The organism is Frigoribacterium sp. CFBP 8751, from assembly GCF_014841545.1.
In the GTDB taxonomy this organism is placed as follows: Bacteria; Actinomycetota; Actinomycetes; order Actinomycetales; family Microbacteriaceae; genus Frigoribacterium.
In genome coordinates this window covers 134,834-153,903 of sequence record NZ_JACYUB010000002.1, presented here as the reverse complement: position 1 = coordinate 153,903, position 19,070 = coordinate 134,834, and the positions used below count along the sequence as shown (strand labels likewise).

The 19,070-nt window shown below is 73.6% G+C and carries 7 protein-coding genes and 1 other RNA gene; 2 read left to right on the top strand and 6 right to left on the bottom strand.

The features are described from left to right. Window positions 1–2: 2 nt before the first annotated feature. The 3 genes from IFT88_RS06560 to ffs all read right to left on the bottom strand — a co-directional run bounded on the left by IFT88_RS06560 (window position 3) and on the right by ffs (window position 12,302). Entirely contained in the window at window positions 3–2,519 is a 2,517-nt protein-coding gene (locus IFT88_RS06560; RefSeq protein ID WP_192119625.1) for a DNA polymerase III subunit gamma and tau, read from the bottom strand. Between the two features lie 137 nt (window positions 2,520–2,656). Further along, a complete protein-coding gene (locus tag IFT88_RS06555) occupies window positions 2,657–11,665 on the bottom strand; it encodes a hypothetical protein (protein ID WP_192119623.1) in 9,009 nt (3,002 codons plus the stop codon). 540 nt (window positions 11,666–12,205) lie between these two features. Then, window positions 12,206–12,302: signal recognition particle sRNA small type (ffs, locus tag IFT88_RS06550), an RNA gene on the bottom strand. A 54-nt stretch (window positions 12,303–12,356) separates the two neighbouring features. On the opposite strand from ffs, the gene IFT88_RS06545 reads away from it, so the two are divergent. Further along, the gene (locus tag IFT88_RS06545; protein WP_192119621.1) at window positions 12,357–13,037 is read left to right on the top strand and encodes an SDR family oxidoreductase; all 681 of its coding nucleotides are present in this window, start codon (window positions 12,357–12,359) and stop codon (window positions 13,035–13,037) included. A 133-nt stretch (window positions 13,038–13,170) separates the two neighbouring features. On the opposite strand, the gene IFT88_RS06540 is transcribed toward IFT88_RS06545, so the two are convergent. Beyond that, a complete protein-coding gene (locus IFT88_RS06540) occupies window positions 13,171–14,364 on the bottom strand; it encodes an acetate/propionate family kinase (protein ID WP_192119619.1) in 1,194 nt (397 codons plus the stop codon). Beyond that, on the bottom strand, window positions 14,361–16,526 hold the full coding sequence (pta, locus tag IFT88_RS06535) for a phosphate acetyltransferase (protein WP_192119617.1): 2,166 nt from the start codon (window positions 16,524–16,526) through the stop codon (window positions 14,361–14,363). The genes IFT88_RS06540 and pta overlap by 4 nt, the downstream gene beginning before the upstream one ends. An 85-nt stretch (window positions 16,527–16,611) precedes the next feature. On the opposite strand from pta, the gene IFT88_RS06530 reads away from it, so the two are divergent. Continuing rightward, the gene (locus tag IFT88_RS06530) at window positions 16,612–17,103 is read left to right on the top strand and encodes a GNAT family N-acetyltransferase (RefSeq protein WP_056225509.1); all 492 of its coding nucleotides are present in this window, start codon (window positions 16,612–16,614) and stop codon (window positions 17,101–17,103) included. Window positions 17,104–17,191: 88 nt separating this feature from the next. Here the strand turns inward: IFT88_RS06530 and IFT88_RS06525 are convergent, their stop codons facing one another. Beyond that, a complete protein-coding gene (locus IFT88_RS06525) occupies window positions 17,192–19,051 on the bottom strand; it encodes a BCCT family transporter (RefSeq protein ID WP_192119615.1) in 1,860 nt (619 codons plus the stop codon). Window positions 19,052–19,070 lie beyond the last annotated feature (19 nt).

Here is a 19,070-nt window from a genome sequence, read left to right as displayed (position 1 = left end):
CGCTACTCGCTTCTCTGAGGCGTGACCCGGGGGGCGATCGTCTCTTCTTCGATGAACTGGGCCCCGAGGATCTCGCGCACGACGGCCTCGCCGTAGCGCGACCCGGTAGGGATGCCTCGACGAGGGTCGCCGGTGGCGGCGCGACGCTCGGCCATCGACGGGCCGGCACCCGTGGAGAGATCCGGAGCCGGAGCCGCCGACGCCGCAGTCGAGGTCGTGGCTGCCCGAGGCGACGCACCCGCGCCGGAACGGCCTGCCGCGGCCGCGTCGACCTCGGGCGGCGGGGGCGCGGCGTCGACCGTCGGGACGCCCCCGGGTGGCTCTTCGGTGATGTGCTCGGGCTCGTCGGGCTCGGGGGGCGGGGTCTGCGGGATGGTGGCGACGTCCCACCCGGTGACGGGCGCAGGGGAACCGGGTCGCTCGGTCGACGCCGGGGCCGTGGCCCGTTCGGCGGACGTCGGCTTCGTGGCCGCCGCCGGGGTCCGGGAAGGACTCGCGGCCTTCGCGGCGGAGTCCTGGCGCGCTGCCGGTTCTGTGGCGGCCGTCGTGCGGCCCGACTCGGCCGGTGTCGACCCCTGGGGTGACGGAGCGGAAGCCTGCCGCCCGGCGTCGGTCGCCGGTGCGGCCGACCGGCCGGTGTCTCGTTGCGGGCTCGACGTCGCGGGCGGGACGGACGCGTCGACCGGCGGCGCACCGGTGGGGGTGGGACCCGCGGGCCCGTCGCCCTCGACCCGGGCGATGTACTTGACCTTGACGCCGAGCACGTCGACGATCGCCCGTCGCAGGTACTCGCTGACGCCCTCGGCCGCCCCCTGGGGACGCTTGAAGCTCTCGACGTCGTTGGCGCTGGGGAAGGCGAGCGTCAGCACGTCGTCCGCGAAGTCGACGACGGTGGCCGTGACGACGACCATCCAGGCCGTGCGCCGCGCCTTCTGGACGACCTCGACGATCTCGGGCCAGCTGTCGCGCATCTGCTGGAGCGTGACGGGAGCCGCGCCCGACCCGGCGCCCGGGCCGGTGTCGGGGGTCTGTGCCCAGGCGGCCGAGTGCGGCGCGGACGGAGGCGCGGGTTCGTTCGTCGCCGGAGCGGCGGAGCCGACGGGCTCGACCGGGGCCGACGGGGCGGCCGTCGCCCAGGACGCGGTCGCGCTCTCGACGGCCGACGGACCGCCCGCGGCCTCGGTCGACGGAGTGGCCTCGACCGGTGCCGCGGCAGGAGACGTCGCGGCAGGAGCGGCCGAGACCGGAGCCGACGACGCGACGGAGGACGTCGGTCGGCCCGACGCGGGCCGGACCTCGGCCGGTCGGGCCTCGGTCGACGGGCCGGGCGCCACCGACGAGGCGGAGCCGGGGCCCTCGACGCCGACGCGTCGTTCGAGACGCTCGACCCGGGCGAGGGCACCCCGACCCGTCTGGTCGCTCTCGGGGACGAGGACGCGCGCGATCATCAGTTCGAGGTGGAGCCGCGGCGACGTCGCCCCGGTCATGTCGGTGAGGGCGCGGTTCACGACGTCCGCCGAGCGGGAGAGCTCGGCGGCACCGAAGGCGTGCGACTGGTGCACGAGACGGTCGAGCTCGTCGGCGGTGACGCCCCGCAGCACGGCCGACGCGCCCTCGACGGTCGCGCCGACGACGATGAGGTCGCGCAGGCGCTCGAGCAGGTCTTCGACGAACCGTCGGGGGTCTTGACCGGTCTGGACGACCCGGTCGACGGCCGCGAAGGCCGCGGCGCCGTCGCGGGCGCCGAGCGCCTCGACGACGTCGTCCAGCAGCGAGGCGTGGGTGTACCCGAGCAGGGCGACGGCGCGCTCGTACTCGATCGCCCCGTTCTCGCTGCCGGCCATCAACTGGTCGAGGAGGGAGAGGGTGTCACGCACGGACCCGCCGCCGGCACGGACCACGAGCGGGAGCACGCCGGGGGCGGCCTCGACCGACTCGCTCTCGCAGAGCTCGTGGACGTACTCGAGCATCTGGGCCGGGGGCACGAGGCGGAACGGGTAGTGGTGCGTGCGCGACCGGATCGTGCCGATCACCTTGTCGGGCTCGGTGGTCGCGAAGATGAACTTGACGTGCTCGGGCGGCTCTTCGACGACCTTCAGCAGGGCGTTGAAGCCCTGCGGGGTGACCATGTGGGCCTCGTCGAGGATGAAGATCTTGAACCGGTCGCGGGCCGGGGCGAACACGGCCCGGTCACGGATGTCGCGGGCGTCGTCGACGCCGTTGTGGCTGGCCGCGTCGATCTCGATGACGTCGAGCGAGCCGCCGCCGTCGCGGGAGAGCTCGACGCACGACGCGCAGACGCCGCACGGGGTGTCGGTCGGGCCCTGGGCGCAGTTCAGGCAGCGGGCCAGGATGCGGGCCGACGTCGTCTTGCCGCAGCCGCGGGGGCCGCTGAACAGGTAGGCGTGGTTGACGCGGTTGGTGCGCAGCGCCGTGCGGAGCGGATCGGTCACCTGCGTCTGCCCGATGAGCTCGGCGAAGTTCTCTGGCCGGTAACGGCGATACAGGGCGGTGACCACAGAGCAAGAGTAGTCGGGGCGACCGACAACGGTCGACGGCGCGGGCCCTGCTCCGCCCGGTCCGGTGCGGTGCCCGCCGGACGCACCGGAGGGCCCGTCGAGACGACGGACCCTCCGGTGTGACGCGCCCGTTCCGGCTACTCCGCCACGTTCCTCCCCCGGCGACGCAGACGCACCAGCGCCAGCCCGAGCAGGAGGGCGAAGGCCCCGAGCGAGAACCCTCCGAGGACGTCGGAACCCGTGTACGCGAGTCCCGTGACGCCCGCGGTCGCGACCCCGCCGGTTCCGTCGCCGGAGCCGCCACCCGCACCGGGCAGACCCGGGAAGCCCGGGGTCCCGGGCGTGCCCGGCGTACCGGGCGTACCCGGCGTGCCCGGCGTGACCGGTGTGCTGGCGGCGGCCGTCACCGTGAAGCCGGTCGTGACCGGGGCCGAGGTGGCTCCCGCCACGGTCTGCGTCGCGTCGACCACGTGCGGCCCGACGGCCACGTCCTCCCAGACGACCGTCCAGGCACCCGCCGCGTCCGCCGTGACGACCAGGACGCGATCCGCGGCGAGGACCGCGGCGACCCGGGTGACGGGTCCGACGGCGGCGTCACCCGCGTCGAGCCGGACCGTGACGGTCGCGCCGGGTTCGGCGGTACCCGTGGTCGTGACGGTCGTCGTGCCGCCCTGACCGGCCGGGAACACCGAGCCCGGCAGCGGACTCGTGATCACGATCGGATCGATGGCGGCGATGACGAGGTCCTGGGTGGCCGTCGTCGTGCCCGCGTCCGCGGTCTGCGTGGCGGTGAGCACGTAGGCCGCGACCGGGACGCCCACGAACGTCACCGTCCAGGTGCCGTCGTCGGCGACGACCGTGATCTGCGTCGTCCCCTGTCCGAGGTCGACCGTGACGAGCGCACCGGGTGTGCCGGTGCCCGTCACCGTGACGTCCTCGACGCCGTCGTCGTCGGCGTCGGCGATCAACGCGTCCGGAGCGGGCGAGGTGATGACGACGGCGTCGGTGTTCGCGGCCGCGGTGACCGTGAACACGACGGTCTCGGGTGCCGACACCGCGCCTCCCACGGTCTGGGTCACCGACAGGGCGTGCTGCCCCGGCTCGACGCCCACCAGCGTGGTCGACCAGGCGCCGTCGGCGTCCACGTCGACCGTGACGGGCAGGCCGCCGTCCAGGCTCACGGCCACGGAGGCGTTCGGCTGGGCCGAGCCGCCGACCAGGACGTCGGCCGTGCCCTCCGTGCCCGAGGGCAGGATCGACCCCTGCTCGGGCGAGGTCACCACGAGCGGGGCGACCTCCGCGGCGGGGGCGAGGACGACGTCCACCGAAGCACTGCCGGTGACCACGTCCGAGACCGTCTGCTCGACGACCACGGTCCGCGTGCCGACCGGGACCGCCGGCAGGGTCACCGACCAGGTGCCCCCGTCGGTGACGGTCGCCGTCTGCGTGGTGCCGCCGACGGAGACCGTGACGGTGGCTCCGGGCTCGCCCGTGCCGGTGACCGGCAGGTCGACGAAGCCGTCGCCGTCGGCGTCCGTCACGAGCTGCCCGTCGGCGGGCGAGGTGATGGTCGGGGCGACGGCGGGGTCGGCCGGGGCGGGCACGATCACGACCTGCACCTCGACGGGGACGCTGGTCGCGTCGCCGACGGTCTGCACGACCGAGACGGTGTGCGTCCCGGTGGCGAGCACGACCGGCACCTGCCACGAGCCCGCGTCGTCGACCGTCGTGGTGACGGGGTCTCCCCCGTCGACCGTGACGGCGACGGGCGCGCCCGGCTGTCCCTGGCCGCGGACGACGACCGGGGCGGTGCCGGAGTCGCCCGCCTGGTACTGCTGCCCGTCGGTCGGAGCCGTGACGGTCAGCGTGGCGGCGGCCTCGACGACGACCGTGGTCGTCACCGGAGCCGACTCGGACCCGGCGACCGTCTGCGTCGCGGACACCACGTGCTCGCCCACGCCGACCCCCGTGAAGGTGGTCGTCCAGGTGCCGTCGTCGTCGACGTCGACCGTGACGGCCGTGCCGTCGTCGAGCGTCACCGCGACGGTCGCGCCGACCTGAGCCGAACCGGTCACCGGCAGGTCCACCGTCGAGTCGACGGACAGCACGAGGAAGCGCGTGCCCGTCGCCGGGTCGGTGATCTCGATCGGGTCTGCCGCGACGACCGCGAACGGCTGGGTCACGGGGACCGTCGTGACGGTGCCGTACTGCTGCACCACCGAGATCGGTCCGGCGCCCACCGGCACGGCGTCGTAGGTCGCGGTCCACGCCCCCGTCGTCGGGTCGGCCGAGACGGCCCGGGTCAGGTCGTCACCGAGCGAGACCGTGACGGTCGCGCCGGGCTGGGCGGTGCCCGACACGGTGACCGGCGTGGTCTGGCCGTCGAGGACGACGACGGTGGCACCCGGGGCCGGCTCGGTGATCGTGACCGGCGTGCCGACCACGACGTCGAGCTGCTGGGTGGCGGGAGTCGTCGAACCGGCCGGGACCGTCTGCGTGACGACGACCGGGTACGAGCCGACGGGAACGTCGCCCACCGTGACGGTCCACGTGCCCTCGGGGGTCACCGTGGTCGTCTCGGAGAGGTCGTCGCCCACCGCCACCACGACCGTCGCGCCGGGCTGACCCGTGCCGGTGACCGTGACGTCCGTGGTGTCGTCGGCGTCCTCCACGACGATCGACGACCCGGCGGGCGGCGAGGTGATCGTCACCGGAGCGGCCACGACGACCGACACGTCCCGCGTGATCGGGGTCGACACGGCGCCGTCGACGGTCTGGGTGACCGAGGCGGTGCGGTCGCCGACCGGCACGCCGTCGACCGTGACGCTCCAGGCCCCGGTCGTCGGGTCGGCCACGACCGTCCCGACCAGGCCGTCACCGAGGTCGACCGTGACGGTCGCTCCGGGCTGGGCCGTGCCGGACGCGACCACCGGGGCGGTGTCTCCCGCGGCGAGCACGACGACCGTCGTGCCGTCGGTGGGCCGGTCGACGACGAGACCCGCCGCCGCCGCGACCGTGAACGGTTGCGACGCCGCGGCCGAGGTCGCGCCCCGGATCGTCTGCGTGGCGGTCAGGGTGTGGTCGCCGACGGGGACTCCGTCGACGGTCGTCTGCCAGTCGCCCTCGGGCCCGACGGTGGCGCCGGCCGTGAGGCCCGTGCCGAGCGAGACGGCGATGGTGGCGCCGGCCTCACCGGTGCCCGAGACGACGACCGACGTGGTGCCGGCCGGGTCGAGCAGGGAGACCGTCGCACCCGGGGTGGGCGTGACGATCACGGGCGCGGCGGGGGCCACGACGATCGACACGTCCCGCGTGACCGGGGTCGAGGTCGAGCCGTCGACGGTCTGGGTGACCGCGATGGTGCGGTCACCGACCGGGACTCCCGGCACGGTGACGCTCCACGCGCCGGTCGTGCCGTCGGCCGGGGCGGTGGCGGTCAGGCCGTCGCCGAGGTCGACGTCCATCGAGGCGCCCGGCTCGGCCGTGCCCGACACGACCAGGTCGGTCGTCGCGTCCGGCGTGGCCACCGCCACGACGGTTCCGACGGCGGGGGCCTCGATGACGACCGCGGCGGCGGGGACCACCGAGAGGGGCTGGGTGACGGCGGCCGACACCGAGGTGCCGAGCGCCTGGGTGGCGGTGAGCGTGCGTTCTCCGACCGTGACGCCTGCCACCACGACGCTCCAGGCGCCGGTGGTCGGGTCGGCGATCGTCGAGGCCACGAGGTCGTCGCCGAGGTCGACGCGGACGGTCGCCCCCGGCTCGGCCGTGCCGCTGACCGTGACGGCGGTCGAGGCGGTCGGGTCGGCGACCATCACGACGGCACCGGGCGTGGGCTGCGACACGGTCAGCTCGTCGCCGACCACGATCTCGAAGGCCGCCAGGACCGGGGTGGAGGTCGTGCCGGCCACGGCCTGCGACGCCGTCACCTGGTAGGTGGCGACGGGCAGGTCGGCGAGGACGACGGACCAGTCACCCGAGGCGGGGTCGGCGGTCGTGGTGACGGCCGCTCCCCCGTTCAGCCGGACGGAGACCTCGGCACCCGGTGACGCCGTACCCGAGACGGGGACGTCGATGGTGCCGGCCGGGTCGAGCACGGTGAAGACGGAGTCGTCCGGGTCGATGATGACGACCGGGGTGGCCGCGCGGACCTCGAACGAGCTCTCCTGCGCCGGCGAGGTGGTCCCGCCGATGCTCTGCGTCGCCGACAGGTCGACCGTACCGACGGGCACGCCGGCCACGTCGACCGACCAGGCGCCCGTGGTGGGGTCCGCCGCGACGGTCGCGACGAGGTCGGCACCGGTCGCGGGGTCCAGGACCACGTCGACGGTGGCGCCCGCGGCCGCGGTGCCCGAGACCGTCACCGTCGAGACGACGTCCGGCCCGGCCACGTCGACGACCGAACCGTCGGCGGGAGCGACGACGACGAGGGGGGCACCGGCGAGGATCTGCACCACCCGCGTCTCGGGGGCCGAGACCGACGAGCCGACCGTCTGGGTCGCGACGATCGTCCGCGTGCCGACGGGGACGTCGTCGAACGAGATCGACCAGGCGCCGGTCGTGGTGCCGGCCGTGACCGTGTCGGTGAGGCCGTCGCCGAGGTCGACGCGGACGACCGCGCCCGGCTCGGCCTGGCCCGACACCACGAGGGTCGTGGTCGAGGCGGGGTCGGCGAGGACGATCGGGACGCCGTCGGCCGGGGCCACGATGGTGAGCGGGGCCGCCGGGTCGATCGTCACGACGCGCGTGCCGGCCTGCTGGACGGTGTCGCGCACGGCCTGCGAGGCCCCGAGGACGCGCTCGCCGACGCCGACGCCGACGAGGGTGACCGCCCAGGCGCCCGTCGTGGGGTCGGCGAGGGTGCTGCCGACCTCGACGCCGTCGAGGGTCACGGTGATCCGAGCGCCCGGCTGGGCGGTCCCGGCGACCGGGACGTCCTGCGTGGCCGCGGGCGAGGCGACGACGTAGCGGACGTCGGCGGCGGGGGTCGTGATGGCCACGTCCGCCCCGGCTGCGACCTCGAAGGCCTGGGTCACGGGCTCGGTGGTCGTCGTGCCGCCGACCGTCTGGGTCACGGAGGCGACCTGGTCGCCGACGGGGACACCCGGGACCGTGACGGTCCAGAGCCCGTCGGGCCCGGCGGTCGTCGGGGTGACGACGCCGGCCAGGGTCACCTCGACCGACGCCTCCGGGTAGGCCGTGCCGGTCACGACGACGGCGGTGGTGCTGCCGGTGCCGGCGACCGTGATGACGTCGCCGTCACCGGGTGCGGTGATGGTGAGGTCGGCCTCGGCCGAGACCACCGAGAAGTCCGTCGGCTCGGCCTCGAGGAGGTCCGGGCCCTGTTGCTGGCTCGCGCCCACGACGTGGTCGCCGACGGCGACCCCGGTGAGCTCGAGCGACCAGACTCCCTGCGCGTCGGGGACCACGGGCACGGCCGGATCCTGGTCGACGCCGTCGACCGTCACGACGACGGGCAGACCGGTCACGCCGGTGCCCGAGACGGTCACGGCGACGGTCCCTCGGTCGTCGGCGACGACCAGTTGGGCCCCGAGGACGGGCGCCGTGATGACGACGTCACCGCCGACGCTGACCCGGACGTCCCGCGTGACGGCGTCCGAGGTGGAGCCGTTGACGCTCTGGGTCACCGAGACCGTGTGCGGACCGACCGGGACGCCGGCGACGGTGACGGACCACTGGCCCGAGGCCGGGACGATCACCTGGCCGACGAGCCCGTCGCCGAGGTCGACCGCGACGGTCGCCCCGACCTGGCCCGTGCCCGAGACGACGACGGGCGTCGTGTCCTGCGGTCCCGGGACGAAGTACTCGGCGCCGTCGAGCGGTGCCGTGACGGCCAGGGGCGTTCCCTGCGCGATCGTCAGCTGCTGGGTCACCGGTGCGGAGGTGGTTCCGCCGAGGGTCTGCGTCGCACCGAGCGTGCGGACACCGGCGGGGACGTCGGGGATGACCGCGGTCCAGGCGCCCGTGGCGGGGTCGACCGTGGCCGGCACCTCGAAGCCGGCGCCGAGGCCGACCGTGACGGTCGCCCCCGGGTCGGCGGTGCCGGTGACGGTCACGTCGGCCGTGGTGCCGCCGACGATCGGGATCGTGGCCCCGGGGGCCGGCGTCGAGATGGCGACGGGGGTCCCGGCGACGATCGTCACGACGCGCGTCTGCGCCGGCGACACGGTGCCGCCGACGGTCTGCGTCGCCGAGACCGTGCGCTGACCGACGGGCACGCCGGCGACGTCCACCGACCAGGCGCCGGTCGTGGCGTCCGCCGTGACCCGGCCGGTCAGGCCGTCACCGAGGTCGACGCGGACGTCGGCGCCGGCCTGGGCGGTGCCCGAGACGGTCAGGGTGGTCGAGGAGGCGCTGTCGGCCACGCGCACCGTGGTGCCCTCGGCCGGGGCGAGGATGTCGAGCGGCGCGCCGGCGGCGACCGTCAGCGGCTGCGTGACCGGCACCGAGACGACGCCGGCGACCGTCTGCGTGACGCTGATCGTCCGGGGCCCGACGGGCACGGACGAGACGGTCGCCGACCAGGCGCCCGTGCCGTCGGCCGTCGTCGTGGCCACGTAGCCGTCGCCCAGGTCGACCCGGACGGGGGCGTTCGGTTCGGCGGCTCCCGTCACCGTGACCGGGGTGGTCGAGGTGGCGTCGGCGACCGTGAGGGTCGCACCGGGCGCAGGCGTGGAGATCGTCACGCTTGTCGCGGCCACGAGGGTGAAGTCGGTGGTCTGCGGGGCGGACACCGCGCCTCCCACCGTCTGCGTCGCGGTGGCCGTGTAGGCGGCGACCGGCAGGGCCGGGAAGGTCACGGACCAGGTGCCGTTGGCGGCGACCGTCGCGGTGAGGTCGCGGCCGCCGCCGAGCGAGACGGCGACGGGGGCATCGGCCTGACCGGTGCCCGAGACGGTGACGTCACGGGTCGAGTCGGCGCCGGGCAGCCGGTACTGCGTGCCGGAGGTCGGGCTCGTGATCGTGAGGCCCGCGCCGGCGACGACGCTGAAGGCCCGCGTCACGGCGGCGGAGACGTCGCCACCGACGGCCTGCGTCACGGACGCGGTGTAGCCGCCGACGGGCACGCCCGGGACGGTCGTCGTCCAGGTGCCGTCCGCGGCGACGAGCGCGGTGGCCGTGCGGCCGCCGCCCAGGTCGACGGCGACGGTGGCCGTGGGGGTGGCGGTGCCCGAGACGATCACGGGGGTCGTGGAATCGGCGTCGAGGACGGTGAAGACGCGTCCGGCGGTGGGTGCGGTGACGACGAGCGGCTGTTGGGCGACGACGGTGAAGTCTCGCGTGACCGGACCGGTGGTCGCGGTGCCGAGGGCCTGGGTCACGGAGGCGCTGTACGCTCCCGCGGGCACGGTCGCGACGGTCACGCTCCAGTTGCCGTCCGCGGCCACCGTGCCGGTGCCCGTGAGACCGGCGCCGAGGTCGACGCTGACGGTGGCACCGGGCTCGCCGGCACCGGTCAGCACGACGCTGCGGGTGGCTCCGGGAGCGTTCGGCACGACGAACACCTGGCCGGCGGTGGGCGTGGCGATGCTCAGGGGGGTGAGGGCCGCGGCCCGGACGGTGGAGGTGGCGAGATCGACCCGGGACGCGTTCACGAGCGGCAGGACCGAGAGGCTGACCGCGTGGACGGAGCTCGAGCCCGCGTCGGTGCCCCGGCCGTCACGGAAGCCGACGCCGTCCTGGGCGTTGATCGTGACGCGGACGAGCTGGTTGAGCAGGGTGGTCAGCGGAGCCAGCGTCGTGACGACGGCGGCGGTCGTGGTGCGCAGGGTGGTCGTCGTCGCGGCGAGCGCGGTGCCGTCCACGAGCGGTGAGTAGAGGCCGCCCACGGAGCCGAGCAGGGTGCCGACGACGGGGAGGAGCGCGTTGCGGAGGACGGTGGCGCCGAGCGCACCGACGAGACCCGACCCGGTGACGGTCGTGGCGGTCGCCGGGGTGGTGCCGTCGAGCAGCTGCCCGATCGTCGTCACGGTGCGGGTCGTGAGCGTCTCGTTCACCGTGGCGAGACCGAGGTCGATGCGCAGACCGACACGGAGGTCGACGGTCGCCGCGGTGGCCCGGACGGCGGCGTTCGCCGCAGCGACCAGGTTCGTCGGCAGCTGGTTCTGCAGGATGTCGGTGACGCCGTTGGTGATGGCGGTGATCGTCGCGGGACTGAGGAGGTCGCTGTTCGCGGGCAGGCCGTTGAGGGCGCCGAAGTCGATGATCACCTGCCCCGTGCTCGGAGTGATGGTCACCGGGCCCGAGGTCAGGGGCCTCGCGAGTTCGGTCGAGATCGTCGAGTCGAGGTCGACGGTCGCCGTCACCCCGACGACCGGCTGACCGAGGGTCACCGCTCCCCCGAGGGGCAGTCCGTTCACGGCCGTGGTGAGCGGTGCGGTGATCGAGGTGGCGAGCCCGGTCACGGCACCGCTGCCGGCCACCGCGTTGACCGTCGATCCGAGCCCGGTCACCGTGCCGCGGAGCGACGTGGTCACGCCCTGGACGGCCGGGCTCGTCATCGTGTAGCGCGCGCCGGCGACCTGGTACGCCGTCGTCGGCGTCCCTGCCGTGGCTCCACGCTGCTGGCTGATCTGGGACGAGAGGGAGCCGAGGCCCAGGCGGACGTCGGAGAGGACGCCGTTCGTGGCGGGCACGGACGCCAACAGGGGCTGCAGGTTCAGCGTCGCACCGGCACCGGGGGTGCCACTGCCTGCGGCGATCGACCCGTCGGCACCGATCAGGCCGGCCGAGGCGGTGGCACCCGTCGCGGTGGCGCTCGCGTACTGGCCGTCGACGCCGAGCTGCAGCAGACCGTTCGCGCCCAGCAGGCGGAAGCCGTTGCCGAGACCGACCGAGAGGGCGTTCACCGCGGTGAGGTTCAGGGGGTTGCGGGACGTCGGCGGGTTCTGCGTCGTGCCGAAGGCCGAGTAGGCCCCGCCGAGGGCGGCGACCTGGTCGAGCGAGACGATGCCCGAGCCGCCGACCATCGAGGCCTCGGCCTCGCTGCGGTCGGTCGTGGCCGCCTGGGCGGGGACGACGACGACGAGCGCCCCGACCACCGCCGCGACGACGGCCGCGGCCGTCGCCTTCAGTGCGCGGGACGCGTGGGAGCGCCGGGGACGCTCGATCGCCTGGCTTCGCATGGGTGTGCCTCTTCCTGACGGGACGAGCCCGCCGCCTGATCCGAAGAACTCCCGCTGGTGAGGCAGGAGGTGCTGCTGTTCTGTTGTGAGCCGCGGTGCCGCCGCCCGGGGACGACGACGAGGCGAACGGGACTACCGCGCGGTGCGCGGGCTCGTTCGCCTGGTGCGGGTGCTGCTGACGTGCCGTGGTGAGGGGCTCATCGGTCCTGATCCTGATCGTGTGGTGCGGGTGCGACGGCGCCGTCGCGCATGGTCGCACCGTGGTGAGGGGTGCGGCCGGAGCGGTGTTTGGTCGCTCCCGACGAGCTGGTTCGGTCTCGTCGTGGTGCCGAGCATAGACGGAGAGCACCCGGATCGCGCACCCCCACGAAGGGGGGCCACGGCGACGAAGACGGGAGGAGGGGCGGCGCACCACGCACGACGCCGCGCCGAAGCGCCGCAGGGGCGGCGGCGCACCACCCACAGAACGCGAGCGGCCACACCCCACGCACCACGCACGACGCCGCGCCGAAGCGCCGCAGGGGCGGCGGCGCGTTAAAAGAAGATGACCCCTCACGCACCCGCCAGAGCCCGGTTACCCTTGCTGCATTTCTGCCCTGGGGGAGTTGGCCTGGATGACGCCACGTGAGGAGCCTCGACGAGTTTAGCGGCAACTGAGTGGTCGCCGCGACCCGGGGTGTTGCCTGGGGGCATGAGAATCGTCATCGCCGGAGGACACGGCAAGATCGCCCAGCTCCTCGAACGCCGACTCGCCGACGCCGGGCACGACCCCGTCGGCATCGTCCGCAACCCCGACCACACCGCAGACCTCGAGACCGCGGGGGCCCGTGCCCTCGTCCTCGACCTCGAGAACACCGACGTCGACACGCTCGCCGGCCACCTCGACGGAGCCGACGCCGTCGTCTTCGCCGCGGGTGGTGGCGGCGGCAGCGGTGCCGAGCGCAAGCTGACCATCGACCGCGACGGGGCCGTCCTGCTGGCCGACGCCGCCGAGAAGGCGGGCGTCACGCGCTACGTGATGGTCTCGGCCATCGGCACGGACGACTTCGACCCGGCCCGCGCCGAGCTCCCCGCCGCGAACGACGACGACGTGTACCAGGTGTACATGCGTGCGAAGAGCGAGGCCGACGCCGACCTCCGCCGTCGTGAGGGCCTGGACTGGACGATCGTCCGTCCCGGTGGCCTGACCGACGACGCCGGCACCGGCCAGGTCACGGTCGGCACGACCGTCGAGCGCGGCAGCATCCCCCGCGCCGACGTGGCCGAGATCATCGCCACCGCGCTGATCGAGGGCACCGCCGTCAAGACGCAGTTCGAGGCCGTCTTGGGCGACGTCACCGTCTCGGACGCGCTGGCGACCATCAAGTACTGACCCGCGCCTCCTGGTCGTCGTCCGACGGCCCGGAGGCCGTCGACCGAGACACGAGAGCCCCGGAGGCGCGACCTGCGCACCGGGGCTCTCTCGTGTCGTCGGGGCGGACGGGTCGTCCACCCGGCCCGACGTCTCAGCTGACGGCTGCGGCCTGACGGGCGATCTCGAGCTCTTCGTTCGTCGGGACGACGAGGACCGAGACCTTCGACCCCTCGGGCGAGATGTAGCGTGCCTCGCGGGAGGCGAGCTCGTTGCGGTCGTCGTCGACGTGGATGCCGAAGAACTCGAGGCCCATCAACGTGCGCCGACGCAGCAGGGCGTTGTTCTCGCCCACTCCCGCCGTGAAGACCACGGCGTCGAGGCCACCGAGCTGCGCGACGTAGGCACCGATGTAGTGCCGCAGGCGGTGCCGGTAGACGGCGAGCGCCGCCTCGGACACGGCGTCGCCGCGGGACGCGCTGTCCTGCACGTCGCGCATGTCGCCGCTGCCGGTCAGGCCGAGCAGCCCGCTCCCCTTGTTGAGCAGCGTCTCGAGCTCGGCGAAGTCGAGACCGGCCTCGCGGTGCAGGTGGAAGACGGCGGCGGGGTCGATGTCGCCCGAGCGCGTGCCCATGACGAGCCCCTCGAGGGGCGTCATGCCCATGCTCGTGTCGATCGACCGGCCGCCGTCGATCGCGGCGGCCGAGGCACCGTTGCCGAGGTGCAGCACGATGGTCTTCAGCTCGGCGAGGGGGCGACCGAGGAACTCGGCGGTCTTCTCGCTGACGTACTTGTGCGACGTGCCGTGGAACCCGAAGCGGCGGACATGGTGCTGCTTCGCCAGCTCGGCGTCGATCGCGTACGTGTAGGCCGCGGGGGCGAGCGTCTGGTGGAACGCCGTGTCGAAGACCGCGACATGGGGCACGTCCGGGAAGGCCTCCTTCGCGGCGCGGATGCCCTGCAGGTTGGCCGGGTTGTGCAGCGGGGCGAGGGCCGACAGACGCTCGATCGCCTTCTCGACGTCGGTCGTGACGACCGTGGCGCGGTCGAAGTCTTCACCGCCGTGGACGACGCGGTGGCCGACCGCGACGGGCGGGTACTCGGCGAACGACGGGCCGTGCGCGTCGAAGGCGGTCAGCATCGCGGCGAAGCCGGCGGCGTGGTCGGCGATCGGCTGGGTGTCGTTGCGGGTCTCGTCGCCGGTGACCTCGTTGCGGTGGCGGGTCGACCCGACCGCCTCGCCGATGCGCTCGACGAGGCCGCTGGCGAGCGTGCGCTCCCCCTCGAGCTCGATCAGCTGGTACTTGAACGACGACGAGCCGGAGTTGACGACGAGGACGGTGCTCACGAGGAGGCTCCTTGGGTGCTGGTTGCGGTACTGGTACTGGTGCTGGTGGCCTCGGCTGCGGCGGCCTGCGTGCCGGCCTGGATGGCGGTGATGGCGACGGTGTTGACGATGTCGCCCACGAGCGCCCCCCGCGACAGGTCGTTGATCGGCTTGCGGAGGCCCTGCAGGATCGGGCCGATCGCGACGGCGCCCGCACTGCGCTGCACGGCCTTGTAGGTGTTGTTGCCCGTGTTGAGGTCGGGGAAGATGAACACCGTCGCCCGACCGGCGACCTCGGACTCGGGCATCTTGGCGGCGGCCACGGTCGGGTCGGCCGCGGCGTCGTACTGGATCGGCCCCTCGACGAGCAGGTCGGGTCGGCGTTCGCGCACGAGGGCCGTGGCGGCGCGGACCTTCTCGACGTCCGCACCGGAGCCGCTGTCGCCCGTGCTGTAGCTCAGCATCGCGACGCGCGGCTCGATGCCGAACTGCTGCGCGGTCTGCGCCGACGAGATGGCGATGTCGGCCAGTTGCTCGGCCGTCGGGTCGGGGATGACGGCGCAGTCGCCGTAGACGAGCACCCGGTCGGCGAGCGCCATGAGGAACACGCTCGACACGACGCCGACGTCGGGCAGCGTCTTGATCACCTCGAACGCCGGTCGGATGGTGTGCGCCGTGGTGTGCTTGGCGCCCGACACCATGCCGTCGGCGAGACCGAGCTTGACCATCATGGTGCCGAAGTACGAGACGTCGGTGACCGTGTCCATCGCCTGCGAGACCGCGATGCCCTTGTGCGCCCGCAGCTTGGCGTACTCGGTCGCGAAGAGCACCTGCAGGCTGGGGTCGAACGGGTCGAGCACACGGGCGGTGGCGAGGTCGAGACCGAGTTCGGCCCCTCGGGCGCGGATGGCCGTCTCGTCGCCGAGCAGCGTGATCGCGGCGACGCCGCGCTGGAGCAACGTCGAGGCGGCTCGGAGCACCCGGTCGTCGTCGCCTTCGGGCATGACGATGTGCTTCTGCGCCCCTCGTGCCCGCTCGAGCAGCTGGTACTCGAACATGAGCGGGGTGACCACGCCGGACGGGCTGACCTGCAGCAGGCGCAGCAGTTCGGCTCCGTCGACGTGCGTCTCGAAGAGAGCGAGCGCGAGGTCGTACTTGCGGGGCGAGTCCGCGGCGAGTCGGCCCCGCGTCTGGGTGATGGCGAGGGCGGTGTCGTAGGTGCCGGTGCTCGTGGTGGCGATGGGCAGCGGGCTGTCGAGCCCCTCGAGCAGGCGCTCGACCTGGGGGGCCAGGGCGAACCCGCCGTTGAGCACGATGCCCGCGAGCGAGGGGAAGGTCTCGGAGGCGTGCGCGAGCACGGTGGCGACGAGCACGTCCGAGCGGTCGCCCGGCACGACGACGACGGCACCCTCGGTGAGGCGCGGCAGCACGTTCTCCATCGACATGGCGGCCACGACGACCCCGAGCGCCTCGCGGTCGAGCAGGGCGTCGTCGCCGCTCAACAGGGTCGCGCCGGTGGCCTGCAGCACGGCGCGCATCGTCGGGGCGACGAGCACCCGGTCTTCGGGGAGCGTCCAGATGGGGACGCGGCCGGTGGGTGACGCCTCGAGGGCGTGGCCGATGCCGTCGACGACCTCGTCGAGGTGGTCGGGGTCGACCCGGTTGGCGACGACGGCCAGGAGGCTCGCGTGCTCGGAACGCAGCTCGGCGGTGGTCAGTTCGGCGACCTGGCGCATGTCGGCGCCCGAGCGCCGCGTCTGCCCGTCGGCGCTGCGGCCGCCGAGCACGAGCAGCACGGGCGCGCCGAGGTTGGCCGCGATGCGGGCGTTGTACGAGAGCTCGGTGGGGCTGCCGACGTCGGTGTAGTCGGAGCCGATCACGACGACCGCGTCGCACTGGCGCTCGACGGCGGCGAAGCGGCTGACGATCGTGGCGAGGGCGGCGTCGGGGTCGGCGTGCACCGCGTCGTAGCTGACGCCGACGCACTCGTCGTAGGCCAGGTCGACGCTGTCGTGCGACAGCAGCAGCTCGAGCACGTAGTCGCGCTCGTCGGTCGAGCGGGCGACGGGTCGGAACACCCCCACGCGGCCCACCTCGTGACTGAGCGTGTCGAGCACGCCCAGCGCGATCGTGGACTTGCCCGTGTGGCCTTCGGCAGAGGTGATGTAGATGCGTGTCGACACGCTCGCCAGCCTACGGGCGGCAGCCTTCGAGCCGCCGGGGAAGCGTGCTGGCGGAGGCCACGAGACGTCTCCTAGGCTCGTCGGCATGCAGATCCGCACCGCGACCGAGGCCGACCTGCCCGGCGTCCTCGAGATCCACGCCGACGCCGTCGCGCACTCCAAGGCCATCTGGACCGACGTCACGCCGACCCTCGAGGGCCGACGCGAGTGGCTCACCGGCCATCAGGAGGCGCGGCGCAGCGCGATCGTCGCGGTGGACGGCGACGAGGTGCTCGGCTACGGCAGCTATGGGCCGTTCCATGCCAAGGACGGCTACCGGCACACCTGCGAGAACTCGGTCTACGTCCGACCCGGGCAGCAGGGCAGGGGCCTCGGACGAGCACTGATGACCGAGCTGGTCGAGCGCGCGACGCGGGACGACCTGCACGTCATGGTGGCGTTGATCGAGGCGGGCAACGAGGCGTCGGTGCGGTTGCACGCGTCGCTCGGCTTCGAGGACGCCGGCGTGCTGCGCGAGGTCGGCACGAAGTTCGGCGAGTGGCTCGACCTCCGGTACATGACCCGGCGTCTCGCCTGACCCGGACGCGCCGGGACGACGAGGCGGCGGGACGACGACGGGCGCCGCCTCCGGGGAGACGACGCCCGTCGTGGGTGGAGCGGTGAGCTCAGCGTCCGTCCGAGCCGTCCTGTCCGGTGTCACCGGTCGCGTCGAGCCGGCCGTCGATCGCCGGGTCGGGCGACACGACGTCGACCTGCAGTGGCGGCTCGGCGACGACGGCCGAGGCGGACGTCGCCCGGCTCGCCGGGGAGCCGTCACGGCCACCCCGGACCCGGCGTTTGACGGCCTCCCACGGGCGGGCGAGTCGTGTGCCGCCGGCCTGGGCGGGGGCGTCGACCTCGAGACCGTAGTACGCGCCGACGTGCTCCAGGAGGACGTCGCGCTCGGCCTTGTCGTACGCGCGACGTTCGCGGGTGAAGGCGATGATCGTCGACCAACAGGTCAACAGCAGCACGATGCTGAACGGCAGCGCCGTCGTGATCGCCGCGGTCTTCAGGGCGTCCAGACCGCCGGTCAGGAGGAGCGCGACGGCGAGCAGGGCGGCCACCAGGGCGAAGAACACCCGGAGCCAGTTCTTCGGCTCGATGTCGCCGCCCGACGCGATCATCGCCATGACGAGCGATCCGGAGTCGGACGAGGTGACGAAGAACACGCCGATGAGCAGGATGGCGCCGAAGGTCAGGACCGTCCCGGCGGGCAGGCCGCCGAGCAGGGCGAAGAGCGACCCCTCGACGTCGACCGAACCGTCGGCTCCGACGAGGCCACCCGAGCCGTCGGTCTGCTGGTGGATGGCCGCACCACCCAGCACGGCGAACCACAGGAAGGTGAGCGCGGTCGGGACGAGCAGCACGCCGAAGACGAACTGGCGGACCGTGCGGCCCTTCGAGATGCGGGCGATGAAGATGCCGACGAAGGGCGCCCACGACATCCACCAACCCCAGTAGAAGGTGGTCCAGGCGCCCTGCCACTCCTCGCCCGCGGCACCCTGCTGGGCGGTCACGTTGAAGGACAGGCCGACGACGTTCTGCAGGTACGCGCCGATCGACTGCACGAAGTCGCGCAGCAGGAACTGCGTGGGTCCGACGATCAGGATGAACAGCAGCAGGGCGGCCGCGAGGATGAGGTTGAAGTTCGAGAGGATCTTCATGCCCTTGGTCACACCGGTGACGAGCGACACGATGGTGACCGCCGTGATGACGGCGATGATCGCGATCTGGCTCACGATGCTGCTGTCGGCGATGCCCGCGGCCTCGAGGCCGGCGCCGATCTGGATGACGCCGAGGCCGAGCGAGGTCGCGACGCCGAAGAGCGTGCCGACGAGGGCGATGACGTCGATCAGGTTGCCCCAGCCCCCGCGGACGCGGTCGCCGAGGAGGGGCTCGAGGGCCCAGCGGATGGAGACGGGGCGACCCCTCCGGTGGATCGCGTAGGCGAGGGCGAGTCCGAGGACGACGTAGATGGCCCAGGCGTGCAGCCCCCAGTGGAGGAAGGTCTGGGTCAGGGCCTGCTGCGCGAGCTGGTCCTCGGTGCCGGTGACGCCCGGTCGTGGCGAGGCGAAGTGGCTCAGGGGCTCGGAGACGCCGTAGAAGACGAGGCCGATGCCCATGCCCGCGGCGAAGAGGAGCGCGAACCACGAGCCGGTCGAGAACTCGGGCTCGTCCTTGTCCTTGCCCAGCTTGATGCCACCGAACCTGCTGAACCCGAGGAACAGGCTGAAGCCGACGAAGAAGGCGGCGATCAGGACGTAGTACCAGCTGAAGTTGCGGACGATGCCGCTCTGCAGGCCGAGGAACAGCGCCTCGGCCGAGGCCGGCGCGATCAGCGTGTAGACGACGAAGCCGAGGACGACGGCGGCGGCCGGCCAGAAGACCCAGCGGCGCAGTTGAGGGGTGGTCGAGACGGTCTCCGTCAGGGAATCGGGATGGTCGGCGGGGGGCCCGGAAGGGGGCGGAGTTGTCGTGGCCATGCCTCCATGGTGCCGGTCG

What these genes read in the sequence shown, in the direction of transcription:
- IFT88_RS06530 (WP_056225509.1), top strand. Translation starts at nt 16,612, where the DNA reads ATGCAGATCCGCACCGCGACCGAGGCCGACCTGCCCGGCGTCCTCGAG.
- IFT88_RS06525 (WP_192119615.1), bottom strand. Translation starts at nt 19,051, where the DNA reads ATGGCCACGACAACTCCGCCCCCTTCCGGGCCCCCCGCCGACCATCCC.
- IFT88_RS06545 (WP_192119621.1), top strand. Translation starts at nt 12,357, where the DNA reads ATGAGAATCGTCATCGCCGGAGGACACGGCAAGATCGCCCAGCTCCTC.
- IFT88_RS06555 (WP_192119623.1), bottom strand. Translation starts at nt 11,665, where the DNA reads ATGCGAAGCCAGGCGATCGAGCGTCCCCGGCGCTCCCACGCGTCCCGC.